Consider the following 22721-nt stretch of genomic DNA (forward strand, 5'->3'; position numbering starts at 1 on the left):
TGACTTTTGGCACGCTGTTGAGTTCTCAAGGAACGGACGCTTCCTTTGTACTCACCCTCTCGGGCTTTCCTCCGGGCGCTTCCCTTCGGTCTTGCTGTCTTGCGTTTCCGACTCTATCAGATCTTTTCGATCCGATTTCCTCGGGGTCTTGCTCGGTACTTCTTTCGCTTTCCGGCCTTTCGGCCTTCCTGCGGTGTTGACTCTATCAGATCCTTTCGGGGCTGATTCCCTGTCAACCGGGTTTGTCGCTCCAGCCGTTGGGCCGTTCCGACGTCCTAGACATTAGCTGATTCCCGTCCTCGTTCCTAATCGGAGCGAAGCGAAATGAATTCGGGCACGCCGAAAACAAATCCCAGAAGGAGATCGTGCTGATGTGTGGGTGCCGCTTCAGCGGCGAGAGTGTTGTGCGCGGAACCGATCGGCTCCGTGACAACTCGAAGGACCTTACGCCATCCGCCCCCGGTCGTACAAGTGGGGCCCGGCACATGTGTGCCAGGCCCCGCTTCGTTGTCTGTCCGTCAGGCCGTGACCGGCTCCTTCGGGCCGTCCGTGCGGGGCGCCGGGGAGTCCTTGTCGGTCTTGTCGTCCGTGGTCGTGTCGAGGAGGGTGCGCTCGTCGAAGGGCAGGTCGCCCGCCAGGACCCGCTGGACCCTCGCGCGGTCCACCTCGCCGGTCCAGGTGCCGATGAGGAGCGTGGCCACCGCGTTGCCCGCGAAGTTCGTCAGGGCGCGGGCCTCGCTCATGAAGCGGTCGATGCCGATGATGAGGCCGACTCCGTCGACCAGGGCCGGCTTGTGCGACTGGAGGCCGCTGGCGAGGACCGCGATGCCCGAGCCGGAGACGCCGGCCGCGCCCTTCGAGGCGATCATCATGAAGAGGAGCAGGCCGATCTGCTGGCCGATGCTCATCGGCTGGTCCATGGCGTCGGCGATGAAGAGGGACGCCATGGTCAGGTAGATCATGGTGCCGTCGAGGTTGAAGGAGTAGCCGGTCGGGACGGTGATGCCGACGACCGGGCGGCTCACGCCGAGGTGCTCCATCTTCGCGATCAGGCGGGGCAGCGCCGATTCGGAGGAGGAGGTCGAGAGGATCAGGAGGAACTCCCGGCTCAGGTACTTGAGCAGGGCGAAGATGTTGAAGCCTGCGGCGAAGCGAAGGATGAGGGCCAGGATCACGCCTACGAACAGGGCGCACGTGACGTAAAAGCCGACCATGATCGTGGCCAGGGCCTTCAGGGCGTCCACGCCCGTTTCGCCGATGACCGCCGCCATCGCGCCGAACGCGCCGATGGGCGCCGCCCACATGATCATGCCGAGGACGCGGAAGACCAGCTTCTGGATGTGCTCGACGCCGCGCAGGACCGGTTCGCCGGAGCGGCCCATCGCCTGGAGCGCGAAGCCGACCAGGAGGGCGACGAGGAGGGTCTGGAGGACCTCGCCCTCGGTGAAGGCCGAGACGAGTGTGTGGGGGATGATGCCCAGGAGGAAGTCGACCGGGCCTTCGGCGGCGTCCTTGGCCGCCGTGTGGCCGACCTCCTTCGTCGCCTCCGTCAGGTGCATGCCGTCGCCGGGGTGGAGGATGTTGCCGACCACCAGGCCGATGGCCAGGGCCACGCCCGACATGATGATGAAGTAGCCGAGGGCCAGGCCGCCCACCTTGCCGATGCTCGCGGCCTTTCGGACCGAGCCGACGCCCAGGACGATCGTGCAGAAGATGATCGGCGAGATCATCATCTTGATCAGGTTCACGAAGCCCGTGCCGAGGGGCTTGAGCTCCTTGGCGAAGTCGGGCCAGATGAAGCCGACGGCGATGCCGAGCAGCACCGCGACGATCACGGCTATGTAGAGGTAATGCGTGCGGTCCCGCTTGGCGGGGGGCTTGGTCGCGGGCGCGGTCTCGGCCACGGTTCCTCCTGACGACGACATCGGCGTACTGGAACGGTTGAGAAGGGTTCGGGTACGCACAGGCCGTGCGGCTCACGGTCTGGGAATCCCGGTGACTATCTCCCAGGCCGTGAGGACCGTCACCCTTCCGTTCATTTAGTTCGCGCTTATACGACCGGGCACACTGGGCCGCATGCGTCTCCCCCTTCCTCGCAGCCTGGCCGGGCAGCTCTTCGCGATGCAGGCCGTGCTGGTCGCGGTCGTCGTCGCGGGGTGCGCGCTGTTCACGTACGTCAGTGATCGCGGGCAGGCCGAGCGGGCGGCGCAGCGGCAGGCGACCGCCGCCGCCAGGGCCGTCGCCGACTCGCCCTCGGTGCGGGCTGCCATCGAGGGGGGCGGTGATCCGTCCGTACGGCTTCAGCCCTACGCCGCTGACGTGCAGCGGCACACCGGGGTCGACTTCGTGACGATCATGGATACGCACGGGATCCGGTGGACGCATCCCGATCGGGAGCAGATCGGGAAGCGGTTTCTCGGGCACATCGGGCCCGCTTTGGAGGGGCGGACGTTTCCTGAGACCTATACCGGGACTCTTGGGCCCTCTGTGCGGGTGGTGACTCCTGTGTACGGGAAGCAGCGGCGGATCGTCGGTCTTGTCAGTGCCGGGATCACCATCGAGGAGATCACCGCCCAGGCCCGGGGGCAGGTGCTCGCGGTCACGGGTGTGGCGGGGGCTGCCCTTGTGCTGGGGGGTATCGGGACCTACGTGATCAATGCTCGGCTGCGGCGGCATACGCATGGGATGAACGCCGCTGAGCTGAGCCGGATGCACGCCTATCACCAGGCTGCCTTGCACGCTGTGCGGGAAGGGCTTGTCATGCTCGACGGGCAGCGGCGGGTCGCTCTGATCAACGATGGGGCTCGTGAGCTGCTCGGTGTCGGGGACGATGCCGTGGGGCGCGGGGTCGCCGAGCTGGGGCTGCCCGCGCCGCTCACCGGGGCGCTGCTCGCCGCCGAGCCCCGGGTCGATGAGGTGCATCTGACGGCTGACCGGGTTGTCGTCGTCAATACGTCGCCGGTCGCCAGTGGGGAGCGGCGAGGGACCGTCGTCACCCTGCGCGATCACACGGAACTGCAGTCCGTCATGGGCGAGTTGGACTCGGAGCGGGGGTTCACGCAGGCGTTGCGGTCGCAGGCCCATGAGGCGGCCAATCGTCTGCACACCGTCGTCTCGCTCATCGAGCTGGGGCGGGCCGACGAGGCCGTCGACTTCGCCACCGCTGAACTGGAGCTCGCGCAGGCCCTCACCGATCAGGTGGTGGGGGCGGTCAGTGAGCCCGTGCTCGCCGCGTTGCTGCTGGGCAAGGCCGCTCAGGCCAACGAGCGGGGGGTCGAGCTGGTCGTCTCCGGTGATACGCGCATCGACGACGGGGTGCTGCCGCAGGCTCTCGCCGCCCGGGATCTCGTGACCGTGCTCGGCAATCTGGTCGACAATGCCGTCGACGCCGCTCAGGGGTCGGTGCGGGCGCGTGTCACCGTCACCGCCCGGGCCACGGACGACGCCTTGGTGTTGTGTGTCGCCGACAGCGGGCCGGGGGTCGATCCGGAGCACTCCGACGCCGTGTTCGAGCGCGGCTGGTCCACCAAGCCGGCGGGGCCCGGGGGGCGCGGGCTCGGGCTGGCCCTCGTACGGCAGGCTGTGCGGCGCAACGGGGGGACGCTGGAGCTGGCAGAGTCGGGGGACGGCGGCGCCGAGTTCCGTGTGCGGCTGCCGTTGCATTCGAGCGCGCTCGCCGCGACCACCTCCGAGGACGGGACCACGCCATGACCGGATCGCGGATCAGTGTGCTCGTCGTGGAGGACGATCCCGTCGCCGCCGACGCGCACGCCCTGTACGTCAACCGGGTGCCCGGGTTCGTCACCGTCGGCAAGGTGCACAGTGCGGCGGAGGCGCGGCGGGCCCTGGAGCGGGCGCCTGTCGACCTCATCCTGCTCGATCTTCATCTGCCCGACGGGCACGGGCTCGCGCTCGCCCGGTCGTTGCGGGCCGCCGGGCATCAGGCGGACGTCATCGCCGTCACGTCGGCGCGGGATCTCGCGGTGGTGCGGGAGGGTGTCTCGCTCGGGGTCGTGCAGTACGTGCTGAAGCCGTTCACCTTCGCCACCTTGCGGGACCGGCTTCTGCGGTATGCCGAGTACCGGACCACGAGCGGTGAGGCCACCGGGCAGGACGAGGTCGACCGGGCCCTCGCCAATCTGCGGTCGCCCGCCCCCGCCGCGCTGCCCAAGGGGCTCAGCGCGCCCACTCTGGAGCGGGTCACCCAGGCCCTCCGTGATGTCGGGGACGGCGGGATGACCGCCACCGGTGCCGCCGAGGCTGTCGGGATCTCGCGGATCACCGCGCGGCGGTATCTGGAGCACTTGGTGGACTCGGGGCGTGCCGTACGCAGTCCGCAGTACGGGCAGGTCGGCCGGCCCGAGTTGATCTACACCTGGAAGTGATCAGCCGCTGCGGGAGCGGGTGAGGCGGCCCTGGCCGACCGGGCCCGTGCCGGACGGCCGTTCCCCTGCGCGGGTCGGCCCGACCTCCGTCGCCGGAGCCGCTCGCCGGGACGGCGGCGATCCGTACCGGGGGCTGTGGGGCGACGGCTCGCCTGGGTCAACAGCACCCTCCTCGCGTCCCCGGTACCTCATGACGGTCCGGCGCACGCCCATTGACCTTGTTCCGAAGCGGCCCTTACGTTTCCGGGCAGCCCCGCGCGGCAACGATGCCCGTGAGCTCCGTAGGAGGTCGTGCCTGTGCGCCCCACCGCTCCTCTCCTCGTCGCCACCGCCCTGCTGGCCGCCGGAACGCTCACCGCCTGCGGCGGCGGCTCCGGCAGCGACGCGAACACGATCAAGGTCTCGTTCAAGCAGTCCACGGACAACCAGATCAAGGTCATGGACACCTACCTGGCCGCGATGAAGAAGCAGTTCGAGAAGGCTCATCCGGGGAAGAAAGTCGAGCTCGTGCCGATCAAGGCGCCCGACGCCGAGTACTACACGAAGCTCCAGCAGATGCTCCGGTCGCCGAAGACCGCGCCCGACCTGGTCTACGAGGACACCTTCCTCATCAACTCGGACATCACCAGCGGGTATCTGAAGCCGCTCGACCTGTACCTGGAGAAGTGGGCCGACTGGGGCCAGTTCATCGACACCGCGAAGAGTGCCGCGAAGGCCCAGGACGGCAAGACGTACGGCGTCCCGGACGGCACGGACACGCGCGGGCTCTGGTACGACAAGGGCATCTTCGCCAAGGCCGGCATCGCCACGCCCTGGCAGCCGAAGAACTGGGCCGAGGTCCTGGACGCCGCCCGCACCATCAAGAAGAAGGTGCGGGACGCCATCCCGTTGAACGTCTACACCGGCAAGCCCAACGGCGAGGCCGCGACCATGCAGGGGTTCGAGATGCTCCTGTACGGAACGCCGGGCGCCGCCAGTGCCGATCCGCTGTACGACGCCTCCGCGAACAAGTGGATCGCGGGGTCCAAGGCGTTCAAGGACAGCCTCCGGTTCGTCGAGACCGTCTTCAAGGAGAAGCTCGGGCCCGACGTCTCCGACGCGCTCGACCCGAACTGGGCGACCCGTGTGCGCGGCGAGATGCTGCCCAAGGGCAAGCTCGGCATCAACCTCGACGGCTCCTGGCTGCCGCAGGACTGGCTGAAGGGCAGCGGCCACGAATGGCCCGAGTGGTCGCAGAAACTGGGGCTCGCCACCATGCCGACGCAGAACGGGCAGGCGCCCGGCAAGGTCTCCATGTCCGGCGGCTGGACCTGGGCCGTGCCCAGCAAGGCGGGCAACCCCGACCTCGCCTTCGACTTCATCAAGACGATGCAGACCAAGGCGAACGCCCAGCGCTGGTACATCGCCAACTCCGGGATCGCGGTCCGCAAGGACGTCGCCGCCGAACCGGCGTACGTGAAGGCGCAGCCCGGCATCAAGTTCTTCACCGACCTCGTCGCCACGACCCACTACCGGCCGGCGTACCCCGCGTACCCGAAGGTCTCCACGGCGATCCAGGAGGCCATGGAGTCGGTGACCACCGGGGACGCGTCGGTGGACAAGGCGGCGTCGACCTACGACGAGCAGGTGAAGACGGCGGCCGACGGCAAGGTGGTCAACAAGCCCTGATCCGGTGAGTCCGCGAGAACTGGAAGGGGTTCACCCTCACGTGATCCGTCGCCGCTCCGCCCTGCGCGCCCTGCCCGTCGCACCGGCCACGATCATCATGGCCCTCTTCCTCGCGGGCCCGATCGCCTACTGCGCGTACATCGCCTTCACCGATCTCCAGCTCACCGGCCAGGCCAGTTCGTCGTTCGTCGGGTTCGACAACTTCCGGGCCGCGTTCAAGGACGACGCGTTCCTGAACGCGGTGCGGCTGACGCTCGTCTTCACGTTCCTGTCGTCCATCGTCGGCCAGAACACGCTCGGTCTCGCCCTGGCCGGGCTCATGCAGCGCGCCTCGAAACCCGTGCGTACGGTCACCGGGGCCGTCGTCATCACGGCGTGGGTGCTGCCGGAGGTCGTCGCCGGGTTCCTGCTCTACGCCTTCTTCCGGCGCGAGGGCACGCTCAACGCGATCCTCGGCTGGCTCCATCTGCCCAGCCAGAACTGGCTGTTCACGCTGCCGATCCTCGCCGTGTCCTTCGCGAACGTGTGGCGCGGGACCGCCTTCTCGATGCTCGTCTACTCGGCGGCGCTCTCCGAGATCCCCAAGGAGATCACCGAGGCCGCCGAGGTCGACGGGGCGAACGCCTGGCAGCGGCTGTGGCACGTCGTCCTGCCCATGATCCGCCGCTCCATCGGCACCAACCTGATGCTCAACACCTTGCAGACCTTGTCCGTCTTCGGGCTGATCTGGGTCATGACCAGGGGCGGACCCGGCAACCACAGTCAGACGCTGCCCCTGTTCATGTACGAGCAGGCCTTCCAGAAGAGCATGATCGGCTACGGCACGGCCGTCGCCCTGCTGCTGCTCGTGGTCGGCTCCCTGTTCTCGCTCGTCTACATGCGCCTGCTGCGCTCGGAGGCATGAGTGGCCCGTAGCCGTACCCGCCGCAACCGGGTCACCGCCGACGCGACGCTGTTCCTCGTCGCCGCCGCCTTCGCGCTCCCGCTGGCGTGGGTGGTGCTGTCCTCGCTGGACGCCGACGCCAACCTCAAGGTCAAGTTCCCCTCCCACGCCACGTTCGACAACTTCGACGCGGTCCTGAAGCCGGACATCACCTTCACGCCGCTGCTGAACAGCCTCATCCTGTGCGGCGGCGCGACGGCGCTCACGGTCGCCTGCGCGGCGCTCGCCGCGTACCCCCTGTCCCGGTACCGCTCGCGCCTCAACAACCCGTACCTGACGACGATCCTCTTCGCGACGTGTCTGCCGATCACCGCCGTCATGGTTCCGGTGTACGCGCTGTTCGTGCAGGTCAATCTCATCGACACGATGGCGGGGACGATCTATTTCTTCACCGCGTCCCAACTCCCTTTCGCCATCTGGCTGATGAAGAACTACATGGACGGCGTCCCGAAGGAGCTGGAGGAAGCGGCGTGGACGGACGGCGCCGGCACCTTCCAGTCGCTGGTGCGGATCGTGCTGCCGCTGATGGGGCCCGGCGTCGCCGTCGTCACCGTCTTCTGCTTCGCCATGATGTGGGGCAACTTCTTCGTCCCCTTCATGCTGCTGCTCTCCCCCGACCAGATGCCCGCCTCGGTCAGCATCAACGACTTCTTCGGCAACCGCGGCACCGTCGTCTACGGCCAGCTCGCCGCGTTCTCCGTCCTCTACTCGACGCCCGTGATCCTGCTGTACGTGCTGGTCTCGCGGCGGTTCGGGGGCGGCTTCGCGCTCGGAGGCGCGGTCAAGGGGTGAGCGGTTCCCGCCCTGTACGTTCCTACGACATGTCACGCGAGCTGAACGCACCGTAGCCAAGCGGCCCGTTCCCCCCTACTTTGTGCCCGTGCACACCGCCGCGGCGCATCAGCCGACCCCGCCGTTCAACGCCCCTGCCGCCCGTCGCCTGCGCGAGGCGCTCGGCATGGCGCCGGGCCATGTCGCGTACGGCATGCGCGCGTCCTACGGGCTCGCGCACATCACCCCGGAGACGATCGTCGCCTGGGAGCGCGGCGAGGCGACGCCCCTCGCCGGGGAACTCACCGCGCTCGCCGGGGCGTTGTGGTGCTCCCCCGGCGAACTCATCGGCGCGCCCCGCACGCTGCGCGAACACCGGCTCGCGCTCGGGCTCGCCCCCGAGGACGTGGCGCGCCAGGTCGGCCTCGACCTCCAGGCGTACCTCCGCGTGGAGGAGACGGGCCAGTGGCGCGGCAACGACCGCCAGTCCAGCGCCCTCGCGGCGGCGCTCCGGCTCACACCGCGCGCCCTGACGACGGTGACCGGCCGGGACGGCCCGCTCTCGGAGCTGCTCCGCAACGCGGCGACCACACGCTGGCAGGCGTACGTCCGCCCCCTGACCCGCCTCGTCCCGGTCCCGCGCCGGGAGGCGGAGGACGTCCTGCACGAGATGCACCTGGAGTACCAGGCGCTGATGACATCAACCCTGACCTGGGGCGGAGGCGCATCCGCACAATCAGGCGACGCGGGCCGAACCTTCCTGGACCGAATCCTGGACGAGTTCTGGTCCCGCGTGCGGATGGAGTAGGCGCGGGGCGGGGCCGGAGGGGGGACGGCGAGGGGGGCGCGGCGAAGGGGGTGCCGCACGAAGTGCGCACCCCAGGGGCGCGGCGAAGGGGGTGCCGCACGAAGTGCGCACCCCAGGGGCGCGGGGAACTGCGCGACCAGCCACGACGAAGCCGCACCCGGACGACGACCACGCACCCCGCAGACGCGACCCCGGGGGGCGCACGAAGTGCGCATCCAGGGGCGCGGGGAACTGCGCGACCAGCCACATCGCACCCGAGCCCGGCGACGCACACGAGCCCCGCAGACGCGCCCCCGCGCAAAACCCCGGCCGCGCCTAGAAGACGGACTCCGCCTCGTCCATCCGGTCCTTCGGGACGGTCTTGAGTTCGGTCACCGCGTCAGCCAGCGGCACCATCGTGATGTCAGTACCCCGCAGCGCCGTCATCTTCCCGAACTCCCCCCGGTGCGCGGCCTCGACCGCATGCCACCCGAACCGCGTGGCGAGCACCCGGTCGTACGCGGTCGGCGTACCCCCGCGCTGGACGTGGCCGAGGATGACGGGCCGCGCCTCCTTGCCGAGCCGGGATTCGAGCTCGTACGCGAGCGCCGTGCCGATGCCCTGGAAGCGTTCGTGCCCGAACTGGTCGATCGCGCCCTTGCCGTAGTCCATGGTGCCGTCGGCGGGGTGTGCCCCTTCGGCGACGCAGATGACGGCGAACTTCTTGCCGCGGGCGAAGCGTTCCTCGACCATCTTGACGAGGTCGGCGGGGTCGAAGGGCCGCTCGGGGAGGCAGATGCCGTGGGCGCCGCCGGCCATGCCGGACTCGAGGGCGATCCAGCCGGCATGCCGGCCCATGACCTCGACGACCATGACGCGCTGGTGGGACTCGGCGGTGGTCTTGAGGCGGTCCATCGCCTCGGTCGCGACGCCGACCGCGGTGTCGAAGCCGAAGGTGCGGTCGGTGGAGGAGATGTCGTTGTCGATCGTCTTCGGGACGCCGACGACGGGCAGCCCCGCGTCGGAGAGCATCCGGGCGGCGGTGAGCGTGCCCTCGCCGCCGATGGGGATGAGGACGTCGAAGCCGATCTCCTCGGCGAGCTGCTTGGCGTTCTCGCAGGCCGCGCGGAACTTGTCGCGCTCCAGGCGGGACGAGCCGAGGATGGTGCCGCCGCGGGCGAGTATGCCGCTGACGGCGTTGAGGTCGAGGGTGCGGCAGCGGCCGTCGAGGAGGCCCGCGTAGCCGTCCTCGAAGCCGAGGACCTCGTCGCCGTAGTGCGTGACGGCGCGGTGCACGACCGACCGGATCACTGCGTTCAGTCCAGGGCAGTCGCCGCCTGCGGTCAGAACTCCGATGCGCATCGTGCTGTGTCTCCTGCTCGCTGCCGTTACGTGTGAGCGATGTCGATTCTTCCACGCTCCGGGGGGCGCCGCGTTCGCCCCCGCCGTGCGGACCACTTCGGCATGCTGTGCGGGGGCGTGGGAACCCTGCTGCACAAGGGGCTGTACAGGGCTTTTGTCCGGCGGGCGACCTAGCCAGCGCCAGAGGTATTGTCAATAGGGCACAGCTTTCGATATGGCCATTTTTTGGGCCAGGAGACGGTCGGCCGCACGGCGGTCCGGCCGACCGGCCGGCCATGACGGAGACGTCACGACAGGAACGGAGAGCACGCGTGACGCGCAGCGTGTACGTGACCGGGATCGACCGGGGCGACGGCCGCCAGGTCGTCGAGCTGGGAGTGATGGAGCTCCTGACGCGCCAGGTCGACCGGGTGGGCGTCTTCCGCCCGCTCGTCCACGACGGCCCGGACCGCCTGTTCGACCTGTTGCGGGCGCGGTACCGGCTCTCCCAGGACCCGGCGACCGTGTTCGGCCTCGGCTACCACGAGGCGGCCGCGCTCCAGGCCGAGCAGGGCACCGACGAGCTGCTCTCGCTCCTGGTCGACCGGTTCCATGTGGTGGCCCGTGACTATGACGTCGTCCTGGTGCTCGGTACGGACTACGCCGACACGCAGCTCCCCGACGAGCTGGCGCTGAACGCGCGTCTCGCCAACGAGTTCGGGGCTTCCGTCCTGCCCGTCGTCGGCGGCAAGAAGCAGACCGCCGACTCGGTGTGCGCCGAGGTCCGCAACGCCTTCCGTGCCTACGACGGCCTGGGCTGCGACGTCCTCGCCATGATCGCGAACCGGGTCGCCGCCGAGGACCGCGACGCGATCCACGAGCAGCTCGCGGGCCATTTGCCGGTGGAGACCTATGTGCTGCCCGACGAGCCCGCGCTCTCCGCGCCCACCGTCGCCCAGATCACCCACGCCCTCGGCGGAACGGTCCTGCTCGGCGACGACTCGGGGCTCGCCCGCGACGCCTTGGACTTCGTCTTCGGCGGCGCCATGCTGCCGAACTTCCTCAACGCCCTGACCCCGGGCTGCATGGTCGTCACCCCCGGCGACCGCGCGGACCTGGTGGTCGGCTCGCTCGCCGCGCACAGCGCCGGGACCCCGCCGATCGCGGGCATCCTGCTGACGCTGAACGAGCGGCCGGGCGAGGAGATCCTGAAGCTCGCCGACCGGCTCGCGCCGGGCACCCCGGTCGTGGCGGTCAGCGGCGGCTCGTTCCCCACCGCCGGAGAGCTGTTCGCGCTGGAGGGGAAGCTGAACGCGGCGACACCTCGCAAGGCGGAGACCGCCCTCGGCCTCTTCGAGCGGTACGTCGACACGGCCGGGCTGCTCAAGACCATCCAGGCGCCGTCCACCGACCGGCTCACCCCGATGATGTTCGAGCACAAGCTGCTGGAACAGGCCCGCTCGCAGCGGCGCCGGGTCGTCCTGCCCGAGGGCACGGAGGAGCGCGTGCTGCGCGCCGCCGACGTGCTGCTTCGCCGCGGCGTCTGTGACCTGACCCTGCTCGGGCCCGTCGAGCAGATCCGCAAGAAGGCCGCGGACCTCGGCATCGACCTCGCGGACACCGAGGTCATCGACCCGCAGACCTCCGAGCTGCGGGACCGGTTCGCCGCCGCGTACGCGGAGCTGCGCGCCCACAAGGGCGTCACCGTCGAGCTGGCCCACGACGTCGTCGCCGACGTGAACTACTTCGGCACGCTGATGGTCCAGGAGGGCCTGGCCGACGGGATGGTCTCGGGGTCCGTGCACTCCACGGCCGCCACGATCCGGCCCGCCTTCGAGATCATCAAGACCAAGCCGGAGGCCGCGATCGTCTCCTCGGTCTTCTTCATGTGCCTGGCCGACAAGGTCCTCGTCTACGGCGACTGCGCCGTGAACCCGGACCCGGACGCCCGGCAGCTCGCCGACATCGCCATGCAGTCCGCGGTGACCGCCGCCCAGTTCGGCGTGGACCCGCGCATCGCGATGCTGTCGTACTCCACCGGCACCTCGGGCTCCGGCGCCGACGTCGACAAGGTCCGCGAGGCCACCGAGCTGGTCCGCGAGCGCCGCCCCGACCTGCGGATCGAGGGGCCGATCCAGTACGACGCCGCCGTGGAGCCCAGCGTCGCGGCCACCAAGCTGCCGGGCTCGGAGGTCGCCGGGCAGGCCAGCGTGCTGATCTTCCCGGACCTGAACACCGGCAACAACACGTACAAGGCGGTGCAGCGCTCGGCCGGCGCCATCGCGGTCGGGCCGGTCCTGCAGGGGCTGCGCAAGCCGGTCAACGACCTGTCGCGCGGTGCGCTCGTCGGGGACATCGTGAACACGGTCGCCATCACGGCGATCCAGTCCCAGACGCCGACCGGCTGACCCTGCCACAGACACTTCAGACGTACCCGACGAAAAGGCATCCTCATCCGTGACTGCGACCCGAGTCCTCGTCCTCAACTCCGGCTCCTCGTCGGTGAAGTACCAGCTCCTCGACATGAGCGACGGGAGCAAGCTCGCCGCCGGTCTCGTCGAGCGGATCGGTGAGCAGACCTCGCGCCTCAAGCACACCCCGCTGACCGGGGACGGCGGTGAGGCGCGGGAGCGGGAGGAGCGCATGGCCGACCACGAGGAGGCGCTGAAGGCGGTCGCCGACGAGCTGGCCCGGGACGGGCTCGGCCTGGACTCCCCCGACCTCGCCGCGATAGGCCACCGCGTGGTCCACGGCGGGCTGTTCTTCTCCAAGCCGACGGTGATCGACGACGCCGTGCTCAAGGAGGTGGAGCGGCTCATCCCGGTGGCGCCGCTGCACAACCCGGCGAACCTCACGGGCATCCGTACGGCGATGTCGCTCCGCCCCGACCTGCCGCAGGTCGCCGTCTTCGACACCGCGTTCCACACGACGATGCCGGAGTCGGCGGCGCGCTACGCGATCGACGTGAAGACCGCCGACCAGCACCGGGTGCGCCGCTACGGCTTCCACGGCACCTCGCACGCCTACGTCTCGCGCAAGACGGCGGAGCTGCTCGGCAAGGAGCCCGAGGACATCAACGTCATCGTCCTGCACCTGGGCAACGGCGCCTCGGCCTCCGCGGTGCGCGGCGGCGTCTGCGTCGACACCTCGATGGGCCTGACGCCGCTCGAAGGTCTGGTGATGGGGACGCGTTCGGGCGACGTCGACCCGGCCGTCATCTTCCATCTGATGCGGGTGGGCAACATGTCCGCGGACGAGATCGACGACCTCCTGAACAAGAAGAGCGGCCTGATCGGTCTGTGCGGTGACAACGACATGCGCGAGATCCGGCGCCGTGTCGACGCGGGCGACGAGGAGGCGAAGCTCGCCTTCGACATCTACATCCACCGTCTGAAGAAGTACATCGGCGCCTACTACGCGGTGCTCGGGCGGGTGGACGCGCTCGTGTTCACCGCCGGGGTCGGTGAGAATGCGGCGCCGGTGCGGGAGGCTGCGGTGGCGGGCCTGGCCGAGCTGGGCCTCGCGGTCGACGGCGAGCTCAATTCCGTACGTTCCGACGAGGCGCGGATCATCTCGCCCGAGTACGCCCGGGTCACCGTCGCGGTGGTCCCCACGGACGAGGAGCTGGAGATCGCGCGGCAGACCTACGCACTGGTCGCGCCCCGCAACGACTGAGCACACACCCGCCCATTTGTAGATTCCACCAGACGGAATATTCCGTAGCGAAACAAACCGATAGGATCGCCCCCATGCGCCGTTCCAAAATCGTCTGCACGCTGGGCCCAGCCGTCGACTCCGAAGAGCAGCTCGTCTCGCTGATCGAAGCCGGTATGAACGTGGCCCGCTTCAACTTCAGCCACGGCACGCACGCCGAGCACCAGGGTCGCTACGACCGGGTGCGGGCCGCCGCTCAGAAGACCGGCCGCGCCGTGGGCGTCCTCGCCGACCTCCAGGGCCCGAAGATCCGTCTGGAGACCTTCGCCGAGGGCCCCGTCGAGCTGGTGCGCGGTGACGAGTTCACCATCACCACCGAGGACGTGCCCGGCGACAAGTCGATCTGCGGCACCACCTACAAGGGGCTGCCCGGCGACGTCTCCAAGGGCGACCAGATCCTGATCAACGACGGCAACGTCGAGCTGCGCGTCGTCGAGGTCGACGGGCCCCGCGTGAAGACGATCGTCGTCGAGGGCGGCGTCATCTCCGATCACAAGGGCATCAACCTGCCCGGCGCGGCCGTCAACGTCCCGGCCCTGTCCGAGAAGGACATCGAGGACCTGCGCTTCGCCCTGAAGATGGGCTGCGACATGGTCGCCCTGTCCTTCGTGCGCGACGCCAACGACGTCAAGGACGTCCACAAGGTGATGGACGAGGAGGGCCGCCGGGTCCCCGTCATCGCCAAGGTGGAGAAGCCGCAGGCCGTCGCCAACATGGAGGGCGTCGTCGCGGCGTTCGACGCGATCATGGTGGCCCGCGGCGACCTCGCCGTCGAGTACCCGCTCGAGAAGGTCCCGATGGTGCAGAAGCGCCTCGTGGAGATGTGCCGCCGCAACGCCAAGCCCGTGATCGTCGCGACCCAGATGATGGAGTCGATGATCACCAACTCGCGCCCCACCCGCGCGGAGGCCTCCGACGTCGCCAACGCGATCCTGGACGGCGCCGACGCGGTCATGCTCTCCGCCGAGTCGAGCGTGGGCGCGTACCCGATCGAGACCGTCAAGACGATGTCGAAGATCGTCATGGCGGCCGAGGAGGAGCTGCTCTCCAAGGGCCTCCAGCCGCTCGTCCCCGGCAAGAAGCCGCGCACCCAGGGCGGCGCCGTGGCCCGCGCCGCCGCCGAGATCGCCGACTTCCTGGGCGGCAAGGCGCTGGTCGCCTTCACCCAGTCCGGCGACACGGCCCGCCGCCTCTCCCGCTACCGCGCGGCCCAGCCGATCCTGGCCTTCACCACGGACGAGAACACCCGCAACCAGCTCGCGCTGAGCTGGGGCGTGGAGTCGTACGTCGTCCCGCACGTGGACACCACCGACGCCATGGTCGAGCTGGTCGACACCGAGACGGTCAAGCTGAACCGCTTCAACGACGGCGACACCGTCGTCATCACCGCCGGCTCGCCCCCCGGCGTCCCCGGCACGACGAACATGGTGCGAGTGCACCACCTGGGCGGCCGCGACTGACGCGGACCCGCTGGAACACGCACCGAGGGCGCCTCCTGTACGAGACAGGGGGCGCCCTCGGTGTTGTGCGGCTCCCGAATGGGTCTATGGGTCCTGGTTGTCGAACGGTCCGGTCAGTTGTCCTCGATGGTGGACCGCAGGCCGGGGACGTGCAGGGTTCCGCCGAACTGCGCCGCCTGCGTCACCTTCACGTTGGTGAAGTACAGGATCGGCAGGTTGATCGGCGGCGGGTTGTCGGCGTTGAACGTCGCGGGGATCAGCCCGAGCAGATTGCCCGAGAGCTCCTCCGTGTACATCGTCGTCTTGCCGTCCCGGATGGTCGACGTCGAGCCCTTGTCCGAGCGGATGTGGAACGACTTGCCGCCCGCACCCGGGGCGATCTGGTGCAGATCCCCGATGTCCGTACCGTTCGAGATGACGTACTTCATGACGCGCTTGACGGTGCCGTCGGCCATGCGGACATTGACGATGCCCTGATAGTCCGCGCCCTTCAGCAGCAGCGAACTGGCCTCCAGCTTCCACGGCTTGTTCGGCAGCGGGACCGGCGTGGTCTCGTCGGCGCCCTCCGCGTCGGTGGCGACCGGGCAGTCCTCCGGGATGCCGGTGGCGCTCGCGGACGGCGACGGGGTCGGGGTCGCCGACTCCTCCGCCTTCTTCGCCGCGTCCTCGGTGCCCTCGACCGCGTCGCCGGCCTTGTCGGTCACCTTGCCCGTGGCGTCCTTGGCGGCCTCGCCCACGCCGCCGACGGTGTCCTTGACGGCGGCGCCGAGGTCCTTGGAGTCCTTTGTTTCCTTGGAAGTCGCGGAGTCCTCGGTGCCCTTCGACGTGCCCGTCGCGTCAGCCGAAGGGGTCTTCGATGCCGAAGGGGTCGGAGTCGGGCTCGCCGTCTCCTTCTCCTTCGGGGTCAACAAGTCCTTGAGAGCGTCGCCGAGACCCAGCGGGTCCAGCGGGTTCTTCTTGGTCTCGGAGGCGGAGGGAGCGGGGGACGGGGTGGCGGTGTCCTGAGCCGCCTTGGTGTCCTTGCTCTCCGCGCTCTCCTTGTCGGCCGTCGACTCCGACTTGGTGGTGGCGGTGGGGGTCGGCTTGGGCGCGGCCTGATCCTTGCCCTCGCTCTTGGTGCCCCCGCTCTGGGTGCCTTCGCTCTTGGCGCCCTCGCTCTTGGTGCTGTCCTTGTCGGCGTCCTTCCCCGTGGACGCCGAGGCGGACGGCGACGGGGTCGCGGACGCCCCCGGCTCCTCGTCCTTCTTGGCGGTGGACTTGCCGTCCTTGGCGTCGCGCTCCGCCTGCACGGCGTCGGCGCACGCCTTGTAGTCGTCCACCGAGAACTTCGTGGGGTTGTCCTTGGCCGACGCCAGCGTCGGCGTCAGCCCCATCCCCATGAGTACGGCCGTGGGCATGGCCGCGATGGCGATCGCCTTGCCCGCGGGCATGTGCAGCCTGGTGAAAAGATGCTTCCTCGGTGCTGCATGCCGCGGCCCGGTTCTCGCACGGGACTCCCCCGCGGAGTCCTCGTGGTGCACCTCGTCAGCCGGCACGGTGCCTCCCGTTCGTCCCGTCATCCGGGCTCGTCCCTGACTCGTCGTGGTTTGCGCCCGCGATCCGGTAGGTGGCGCCCAGGGGGGGCGGCACGACATCCGTGTCGGTTGGCCCGGTGTCGTCGTCACCGTCCAGGACGGCTGTCTCCGGCAGCGGCCCGCCGGGGGCCCAGGAGACGCTGAGAGCGCCGCCGATCAGGGCCAGCAGGAAGCCGATGACGAATCCGCCGAAGTTGGAGACCACCAGGGAGACCAGAGCGAGCAGAATCGCCGCCACGCCCGCGAAAACCCGGGAGTGCGGCTGGAACCACATCGTCAGGCCGAGGACGACGAGCAGGATGCCGATGATCAGCGATCCGGCACCGGCCGTGGTCGCCAGCCGGATCGTCAACGTGCCCATCGTCAGGTTCGCGTACGGGAAGTACATGATCGGTATGCCGCCGAGTATCGACAGCAGACCACCCCAGAATGGGCGCTGACCGCGCCACCCTCGGAACGATTGGCGCGTGTGACCAAGCTTGTCGCCCGGTCCTGCGTGCGCTTCGGCGCTCATGTCGTACAGCTCCTCGGGAATGGCGATGATTCTGTGGTGAAGGTGGCTGTCCGGGTACGGGCACGGGGACGGTTTGGGGAGCTCCCGCAGGCCCCCGCGCCCAACCGTTCAGCGCGTCAAGCGGCTAGCGTCGGCCCCGCGTTCGGGGCTGTCGACTAGAAGCACTCGATCTTGCCGCCGCTGCCCTTCTTGACGGCCATGTGCAGGCCGGACAGCTTGAAGGACGCGGCGTTGGTGGCCCACGCCCTCTGCTTGACCTTCTCGAAGTGCACCGAGTCGGCCTGCTGGGCGAACGAGTTGGGGTCGGCCTTGCCCCGGTCCCCGGGCGAGATGCCCGGGCCCCTGCCGCCCTTGCCGTCGGCGACGTTCGTGTCTCCCGCCGCCACACCGATGTCGATGTTCGTGAACTCGGCGTCGGCGCTGAGCTCGTCGGCGTCGATGTAGATGTTGCCGGCCTCGACGGGCTTCTTCCCGCCACCCGCCTCGAGGCGCATCGTCACATCGCCGAAGACCGGCACCGGGACGACCACGGACTGGCACAGGTTGTGGATGGTGGCCGACTTCATGCCCACGACGGCGACGGGGTGAGCACCCGTCTTGCCCGTGTCGAGGGCTCCGTACTGGACGAAGTTGGTGCCATCCAGCGACGACGCGCTGACCTTGAACTGCTGTCCCGAAACGCTGAACGACGCCGCGAGCGCGCCCTGCGCCACGGCGACGCCTATCGCGGCCGTAGCCGCGACGCTCGGCACCATGACAACGGCGAACCGCTTCCATCTGGTTCCACCACGAGCCACGGAATTCATGACTGTTTCCTCCTTCTCGGACGTACATCTCCGGCCCTGACTGCGCCCTAGCGGGACTCAGCCGGGCAGGGATGGGAGAAGTGCTACGTCCTCGGGAAGGAGAGCGCCCGTGTCGGAGGCGCTGATTCGCACCTTGATCACCGGCGATCACCCCCGAGCGACAACCACTGGTCGCACCTGATCCATCACGCGCAACCTGCTGGACAGGCTCAGTCGGAGTTCGACCGAGACCCCCCTGTCCCAGACCGACGGCGCTCCCCAAGGCTTCACCGCCGGCCTGCTCGGTGGGGACCCAGAACCCCCGCCGCCCGACTGGCTGTCGGGAAAGTGAGGAAGTGGACCGAGCGTGCCCGATCGTGGTGCATTCACGCCGCTCGCACAAGGGGGTTCGTTACTCATGGGTAACGGTGGGGTAACCGCGTCACGACGGCCCGACATCGGACAGCAACACAGGGTGCCGCAGCGCGCGGCGGCATAGAGGTTGATACCGGTACGAAACCGGGCGGAAGCAAGCCTTCGACTTACTCCAAGTAACAGCGACCGCGTTTACCAAGTTTTGGTAAAGCGCGGCCGCTGGATGCCCTCAGGGGCGGAATTTTCACCTCGGCACCACACGCCGTGGTGCCGGGGAACAGGTATCTACCAGTCAGAAAAGAACCCGGGCCAGCGCCGTACGGGCGGCGGTCACCCGGGGGTCGTCGGCGCCGACGATCTCGAACAGCTCAAGAAGACGGACCCGCGCCGCCGTACGGTCGTCGCCCGCCGTACGGGCCACCGCGTCGACAAGTCGGCCGAAAGCATCCTCGACATGGCCGCCGACCAGGTCCAGGTCGGCGGCGGCGATCTGCGCCTGCACGTCACCGGGCTTCTCGGCCGCGTCCTTGCGGACCGTCTGCGGGTCGAGGTTCTGCACGCGCTGCAGCAGTTCGGCCTGGCCGAGGCCGAGCTTGGCCTCCGTGTTGCCGGGGTCGTCGGACAGCACGTTCTTGTACGCCTGGATGGCGCCGCCGAGGTCACCCGCGTCGAGCGCCTGGACAGCGGCTTCGAGCAGGGCGTCGTACGGGCCGGGAGGGGTCGGGGCGGCCGGTGCGGCGCCCTGGGCGTCCGGGTCGACGGCGATGCCCGTGAGCCCGAACCGCTCCTCGGCGACCTGGATCAACTGGTCGAGGGTGCCGCGGATCTGGGCCTCGGGGGCGGCGCCCTGGAAGAGGGGCAGCGCCTGACCGGCGACGACCGCGAAGACGGCCGGGATGCCCTGGACGCCGAACTGCTGCATCAGCATCTGGTTCGCGTCGACGTCGATCTTCGCGAGGACGATGCGCCCGCCGTACTCGACGGTGAGGCGCTCAAGAAGAGGGCTGAGCTGCTTGCAGGGCTCGCACCACTCGGCCCAGAAGTCGATGACGACGGGGACCTCGGTGGAGCGCTGCAGTACGTCGCGCTCGAAGTCCGCCTCATTGACGTCGATGACGAGGCTCGAGGGCGACACGGCGGCGGGGCCGCCACCCTGCCGGGCGGCTTCGGCGCGCGCCTGCTCCGCCTTGGCCTTGGCCTCCTGGGCCGCCTTCACCGCGGCGAGATCGACGACTCCGCTCATGGACATGTTCCGTGGCTGCATGCGTGCATTCTCCCCCTTCCGCGGCGCGTTGTGGGCCGGGTACCGCTCCGTGGCCTCCCGCCGGATTGCGAGACGCAAAAAGAGACACGGAGCGGACTCGGCCTGGTACTTCTTTTCCTGAAGGTGTGGCACCGGGTCCCCACCCGGTGCCACGTGGTGCCGGGTCCCCACCCGGCACCGTGGTTGCCGCTCGTCCCGGTCGGCTCCGGGTGCAGATCGGAGTCGGGCCTGGGCGAGATCACTCTATCGAGCTTTCGCTACGGCTCGTAGCGTAACTGTCCTACGCAGGACACCGGAGGGCGGACCCGGGTGATCTGGCTCACGCACACCACTCCACCTACTGGCCGGTATGGTCGCGACCATGCAGAGCCGCACGCCGTCGTCCAGCGCGGGTCGACTCGGCCGGCCGCGCTCAGCCGCGGCGGACGAGGCGATCCTCGAAGCCACGCGCGCGGCGCTCGTGGACCTCGGCTGGTCGAAGCTGACGCTCGGCGACGTGGCGACGCGGGCCGGTGTGGCCAAGACGACGCTCTACCGACGCTGGGCGGGCAAGAACGAGCTCGTGGTCGACGCGGTGGCCGTCCTCTTCGATGAACTCGAACTGCCCGACAATGGTTCCCTCGCCGCGGACATCGAGGGCGTGGTGCTCCAGTTCGCGGCGATCCTGGACCGTCCGGAGACGAAGACGGCGCTGATGGCGGTGGTGGCGGAGTCCACCCGCGACGAGCCCCTCCGCGAACGCATCCGGACCTCGATCGTGGACCGGCAGAAACGTCTCGTCCTGGAGGGCCGCGCCCGCGCGGAGCGCCGCGGCGAACTCCCCGCCTCCCCCGACCCCGCCGCGGCCGCGGCCACGGCGGACCTCATCTTCGACGTGGCGGCGGGCGCGGTGGTCCACCGGACGCTGGTCAGCGCGGAGCCGGTGGATGCGGAGTGGGTCCGTCGGTTCACGGCGCTGCTGCTTGGGGGGTTGGGGGCGGCGTCGGGCTGAGGGGGCGGCAGCGCGTCTGCCGGGCTTGTGTCTCGTCGCCGACCGCGGGTCCCACGTGGCTGGTCGCGCAGTTCCCCGCGCCCCTGGAGATGCGCACTACGTGCGCGACCTCCAGGGGAAGGCTGCGCGCAGCGCATGCCTTCAGGGGCGCGGGGAACTGCGCGACCAGCCACAACGAACCCCACACACGAAAGCGGCGCGAAAGTGGCAACCCCCCAGGGGCGCGGGGAACTGCGCGAGCAACCACGACGAGAGCCGCACCCCAAGACAACACGAAGGGGCACACGCCCAGGGGCGCGGGGAACTGCGCGACCGGCCACGACGAAGCCCGCACCCCGACACAACCCCAAGGCGCACACGCTCAGGGACGCCGCCGGCGCGCAGGTGCCCGCGCGGTACTCACCCCCCAAACCCAGGGCACTAGAACCCAGCCGGCTCCGTATACACCCCCCACTCCTCGCGGAGCACCCCGCAGATCTCGCCCAGGGTCGCCTCCGCCCGGACCGCGTCGAGCATGGGCCCGATCATGTTCGACCCGTCGCGGGCCGCGGCCAGCATCCGGTCGAGCGAACCCCGTACCACCGACTCGTCCCGCGCCGACTTCCGCTCCCCGAGGATCCGGACCTGGTCACGTTCCACCTCGTGGCTGACCCGCAGGATCTCCAGGTCCCCGGTGACGGATCCGTGGTGGACGTTGACGCCCACAACCCGCTTCTCGCCCTTCTCAAGAGCTTGCTGGTACTGGAACGCGGACTCGGCGATCTCGCCGGTGAACCAGCCGTCCTCGATGCCGCGCAGGATGCCGGAGGTCATGGGGCCGATGGGGTGCTGCCCGTCGGGGTGGGCGCGCTGGCCGCGCTCCTTGATCTGGTCGAAGATCTTCTCGGCGTCGGCCTCGATGCGGTCGGTGAGCTGTTCGACGTACCAGGCGCCGCCGAGCGGGTCGGCGACGTTGGCGACGCCGGTCTCCTCCATGAGCACCTGCTGCGTGCGCAGGGCGATCTCGGCGGCTTGTTCGCTGGGCAGGGCGAGGGTCTCGTCGAGGGCGTTGGTGTGGAGGGAGTTGGTGCCGCCGAGGACGGCTGCCAGGGCTTCGACCGCCGTACGGACCACGTTGTTGTACGGCTGCTGGGCGGTCAGTGAGACGCCCGCCGTCTGGGTGTGGAAGCGGAGCCACTGCGCCTTGTCGGTCTGCGCGCCGTACACGTCGCGCATCCAGCGGGCCCAGATGCGCCGGGCCGCGCGGAACTTGGCGATCTCCTCGAAGAAGTCGACGTGCGCGTCGAAGAAGAAGGAGAGGCCGGGGGCGAAGACGTCCACGTCCAGGCCGCGGGACAGGCCGAGCTCGACGTAGCCGAAGCCGTCCGCCAGCGTGTACGCCAGTTCCTGCGCGGCCGTCGCCCCGGCCTCGCGGATGTGGTAGCCGGAGACGGAGAGCGGCTTGTACGCCGGGATGGACGCCGCGCAGTGCTCCATGAGGTCGCCGATGAGGCGCAGGTGCGGCTCGGGCTGGAAGAGCCACTCCTTCTGGGCGATGTACTCCTTGAAGATGTCGGTCTGCAGCGTGCCGTTGAGGACGGCGGGGTCGACGCCCTGGCGCTCGGCCGCGACGAGGTACATGCAGAAGACGGGGACGGCGGGCCCGGAGATCGTCATGGACGTCGTGACGTCGCCGAGCGGGATGTCCTTGAAGAGGACCTCCATGTCGGCGGCCGAGTCGATGGCGACGCCGCAGTGGCCGACCTCGCCGAGCGAGCGCGGGTCGTCGGAGTCGCGGCCCATGAGCGTCGGCATGTCGAAGGCGACGGAGAGGCCGCCGCCGCCGGCGGCGAGGATCATCTTGTAGCGCTCGTTGGTCTGCTCGGCGTTGCCGAACCCGGCGAACTGGCGGATGGTCCAGGTGCGGCCCCGGTAGCCGGTCGGATGCAGGCCGCGGGTGAAGGGGTATTCGCCGGGCCAGCCGATCCGCTCGAACCCTTCGTAGGTGTCCCCGGGCCGTGGTCCGTAGACCGGTTCGACGGGGTCTCCCGACAGCGTCGTGAAGTCGGCGTCCCGCTTGCGGGCGGAGTCGTAACGGGCCTGCCAGCGACGGCGGCCCTCCGCGATGGCGTCAGCGTCCATGCTTCCCATGCCACCAATTTACTTGGAC

Annotated in this window: 17 protein-coding genes; 10 read left to right on the forward strand and 7 right to left on the reverse strand. The window is 69.4% G+C overall.

The features are described from left to right. Window positions 1-518: 518 nt before the first annotated feature. Window positions 519-1925, reverse strand: a complete 1407-nt coding sequence (locus ABZ877_RS03970; protein ID WP_361063905.1) for a cation:dicarboxylase symporter family transporter — start codon at window positions 1923-1925, stop codon at window positions 519-521. 151 nt (window positions 1926-2076) lie between these two features. On the opposite strand from ABZ877_RS03970, the gene ABZ877_RS03975 reads away from it, so the two are divergent. From ABZ877_RS03975 to ABZ877_RS04000, 6 genes are all read left to right on the forward strand, one after another. Then, the gene (locus ABZ877_RS03975) at window positions 2077-3711 is read left to right on the forward strand and encodes a sensor histidine kinase (protein ID WP_361063908.1); all 1635 of its coding nucleotides are present in this window, start codon (window positions 2077-2079) and stop codon (window positions 3709-3711) included. After that, window positions 3708-4385, forward strand: a complete 678-nt coding sequence (locus ABZ877_RS03980; protein WP_361063911.1) for a response regulator — start codon at window positions 3708-3710, stop codon at window positions 4383-4385. The genes ABZ877_RS03975 and ABZ877_RS03980 overlap by 4 nt, the downstream gene beginning before the upstream one ends. Window positions 4386-4682: 297 nt before the next feature. Then, window positions 4683-6053 (forward strand): extracellular solute-binding protein, encoded by a 1371-nt coding sequence (locus ABZ877_RS03985; RefSeq protein WP_361064726.1) that lies wholly within the window; start codon window positions 4683-4685, stop codon window positions 6051-6053. Window positions 6054-6150: 97 nt separating this feature from the next. Next, window positions 6151-6957: a sugar ABC transporter permease gene (locus ABZ877_RS03990; protein ID WP_361064729.1), complete on the forward strand. Its 807-nt coding sequence runs from the start codon at window positions 6151-6153 to the stop codon at window positions 6955-6957. Further along, complete coding sequence (locus ABZ877_RS03995) at window positions 6958-7788, forward strand: carbohydrate ABC transporter permease (RefSeq protein WP_361063914.1); 831 nt, start codon at window positions 6958-6960, stop codon at window positions 7786-7788. Between the two features lie 82 nt (window positions 7789-7870). Further along, window positions 7871-8575, forward strand: coding sequence for a helix-turn-helix transcriptional regulator (locus ABZ877_RS04000; RefSeq protein WP_361063917.1), 705 nt, complete (start codon window positions 7871-7873; stop codon window positions 8573-8575). A 315-nt stretch (window positions 8576-8890) separates the two neighbouring features. Here ABZ877_RS04000 and ABZ877_RS04005 read toward each other — a convergent pair whose 3' ends face one another. Next, entirely contained in the window at window positions 8891-9916 is a 1026-nt protein-coding gene (locus ABZ877_RS04005; RefSeq protein ID WP_361063920.1) for a 6-phosphofructokinase, read from the reverse strand. Window positions 9917-10227: 311 nt separating this feature from the next. Between ABZ877_RS04005 and pta the strand changes: the two genes are divergently transcribed. The 3 genes from pta to pyk all read left to right on the forward strand — a co-directional run bounded on the left by pta (window position 10228) and on the right by pyk (window position 15069). After that, on the forward strand, window positions 10228-12303 hold the full coding sequence (gene pta, locus ABZ877_RS04010; RefSeq protein WP_361063923.1) for a phosphate acetyltransferase: 2076 nt from the start codon (window positions 10228-10230) through the stop codon (window positions 12301-12303). A 49-nt stretch (window positions 12304-12352) separates the two neighbouring features. Beyond that, the gene (locus ABZ877_RS04015; protein WP_361063927.1) at window positions 12353-13570 is read left to right on the forward strand and encodes an acetate kinase; all 1218 of its coding nucleotides are present in this window, start codon (window positions 12353-12355) and stop codon (window positions 13568-13570) included. 74 nt (window positions 13571-13644) lie between these two features. Continuing rightward, window positions 13645-15069, forward strand: a complete 1425-nt coding sequence (pyk, locus tag ABZ877_RS04020) for a pyruvate kinase (RefSeq protein WP_361063930.1) — start codon at window positions 13645-13647, stop codon at window positions 15067-15069. Between the two features lie 113 nt (window positions 15070-15182). Here pyk and ABZ877_RS04025 read toward each other — a convergent pair whose 3' ends face one another. The 4 genes from ABZ877_RS04025 to ABZ877_RS04040 all read right to left on the reverse strand — a co-directional run bounded on the left by ABZ877_RS04025 (window position 15183) and on the right by ABZ877_RS04040 (window position 19581). Then, window positions 15183-16499, reverse strand: a complete 1317-nt coding sequence (locus ABZ877_RS04025) for a hypothetical protein (RefSeq protein ID WP_361063933.1) — start codon at window positions 16497-16499, stop codon at window positions 15183-15185. Window positions 16500-16593: 94 nt separating this feature from the next. Further along, window positions 16594-17157 carry a DUF6114 domain-containing protein gene (locus ABZ877_RS04030; protein ID WP_361063936.1) on the reverse strand — a complete coding sequence of 188 codons (564 nt, stop codon included), beginning with the start codon at window positions 17155-17157 and terminating at the stop codon, window positions 16594-16596. 155 nt (window positions 17158-17312) lie between these two features. Next, window positions 17313-17963, reverse strand: a complete 651-nt coding sequence (locus ABZ877_RS04035) for a DUF6230 family protein (protein WP_361063939.1) — start codon at window positions 17961-17963, stop codon at window positions 17313-17315. A gap of 646 nt (window positions 17964-18609) precedes the next feature. Next, window positions 18610-19581: a tetratricopeptide repeat protein gene (locus tag ABZ877_RS04040; protein ID WP_361063942.1), complete on the reverse strand. Its 972-nt coding sequence runs from the start codon at window positions 19579-19581 to the stop codon at window positions 18610-18612. Window positions 19582-19942: 361 nt separating this feature from the next. On the opposite strand from ABZ877_RS04040, the gene ABZ877_RS04045 reads away from it, so the two are divergent. After that, window positions 19943-20572, forward strand: a complete 630-nt coding sequence (locus ABZ877_RS04045; RefSeq protein WP_361063945.1) for a TetR/AcrR family transcriptional regulator — start codon at window positions 19943-19945, stop codon at window positions 20570-20572. A 420-nt stretch (window positions 20573-20992) separates the two neighbouring features. Here ABZ877_RS04045 and ABZ877_RS04050 read toward each other — a convergent pair whose 3' ends face one another. Next, the gene (locus tag ABZ877_RS04050; protein WP_361064732.1) at window positions 20993-22693 is read right to left on the reverse strand and encodes a methylmalonyl-CoA mutase family protein; all 1701 of its coding nucleotides are present in this window, start codon (window positions 22691-22693) and stop codon (window positions 20993-20995) included. Window positions 22694-22721: the final 28 nt, after the last annotated feature.

The organism is Streptomyces sp. NPDC046939, from assembly GCF_040644575.1.
In the GTDB taxonomy this organism is placed as follows: Bacteria; Actinomycetota; Actinomycetes; order Streptomycetales; family Streptomycetaceae; genus Streptomyces.